Source organism: Pseudonocardia sp. Ae505_Ps2 (genome assembly GCF_001932425.1).
Lineage (GTDB): Bacteria > Actinomycetota > Actinomycetes > Mycobacteriales > Pseudonocardiaceae > Pseudonocardia.
In genome coordinates, this window is the sequence record NZ_MCIP01000001.1 from 2,414,891 (window position 1) to 2,416,237 (window position 1,347).

Here is a 1,347-nt window from a genome sequence, read left to right on the forward strand (position 1 = left end):
TCTCCGCGGCGCGACGGCCCTCAGCGTCGCCCCGCCGGTACCGAAACACCAGGTGGGGAAAGATGATGAGGGTCTCGTCGGTCGTCCTCATGTCGACATACCAACCGGGCTCGTCGAGGACGCGGGAAAGCTGGTTCGACAGTTCGGTGACCATGCTGTCGTCGGCCTCGAACGTGAGCAGGGTCCAGATTCGCGCTTGGGCCGCGATCGCCGAACGGGCCTCGAACCGCTGGATACGTGAGACACGGAGAGCGAGCTCTCCCAAGTCCGTCCCCAGCCGCAGACTCTCGGCGATCAGCGTGCCAGTCGCCATGTCGGTTCCCTCCTTCCCCGCACCGTCGTGCAGGCGATCTTCGGGGCGTGCCTGACAGTAGGCAAGGGGCAGCCGACATGGGGCCGGAGTTCGAACAGGCGCGGCAGTGGGTGCCCTCTGGAAGATCGCTGTCGCGGCCACCGTGGAGGAGTCGGCAGCTGGGGTGTGGTGCCGCGATCGGCGAGGTGCGACCGCAGCAGGACCGTAGGCGGTGGGGACCGTGGCCGGCCCCCGGGGGGAGAAGTGCTCAGTCCCCGACGCGGCGCCGCGTATTACACCGCGATCCTGTTGACGCCGGGTGTCCCATACTGTCCGAATGGGGCAGGCCACGTTGGAGACATCCCGACTGCTTCTCACGCCGCTGGCCGAGGAACATCTGGAGCTCGAGGTCGCAGTCGACTCCGATCCCGAGGTCATGCGCTATCTGACCGGGCGGCCCAGCCCCCGGAAGACGGTCGAGGCGCAACACCGGAGACGGCTCGCAATCTCCCAGAACACACCAGGATTCGGCCTGTGGGCCGGCTTCACCGCGGGACAGTTCGTCGGTTGGTGGCTACTCCATCCGTCTACCCGTCCCGAATCCGCTGCCGGCGAAGGCGAGGTCGAACTGGGGTACCGGCTGCTCCGTCGATTCTGGCGTCAGGGTTTGGCCAGCGAGGGTGCTCGGGAGCTGATCCGCCATGCGTTCGATGACCTTGGACTCTCACGGGTGTTCGCCGAGACCATGGCTGTCAACACCGCGTCGCGCGCAACGATGAACTCGGTGGGGCTCCACTACCAACGCACGGTGCACCGTGAGTGGGACTACCCATTGAGGTGTTCTCAGTAGCGGGGTGGCAGGTCGTGGCGACACGCCGAGGGTGGTGAGATGAGCGGGAACGGGGCAGGACCCCGGTAGATCGGTTCGGTCCAGCACAGATCGACACCGTCACCGAGGTCCTGCATGTCTGATCCTGTCACCTACACCGCTGTCCTCCCGATCGGGGAGCGCACCGTGGCCTATCTGGCGCGGCTCCTGGTCCTTCAACGCCGTC

The 1,347-nt window shown here is 66.4% G+C and carries 2 protein-coding genes; one reads left to right on the top strand and one right to left on the bottom strand.

Going from position 1 to position 1,347, the window contains the following annotated elements:
* Nucleotides 1-313, bottom strand: a 313-nt coding sequence (locus tag Ae505Ps2_RS32600; RefSeq protein WP_084786503.1) for a hypothetical protein, incomplete at its 3' end; no start/stop codon positions are given.
* Between the two features lie 316 nt (nucleotides 314-629).
* Between Ae505Ps2_RS32600 and Ae505Ps2_RS11560 the strand changes: the two genes are divergently transcribed.
* Nucleotides 630-1,142: a GNAT family N-acetyltransferase gene (locus Ae505Ps2_RS11560; protein WP_084786250.1), complete on the top strand. Its 513-nt coding sequence runs from the start codon at nucleotides 630-632 to the stop codon at nucleotides 1,140-1,142.
* Nucleotides 1,143-1,347: the final 205 nt, after the last annotated feature.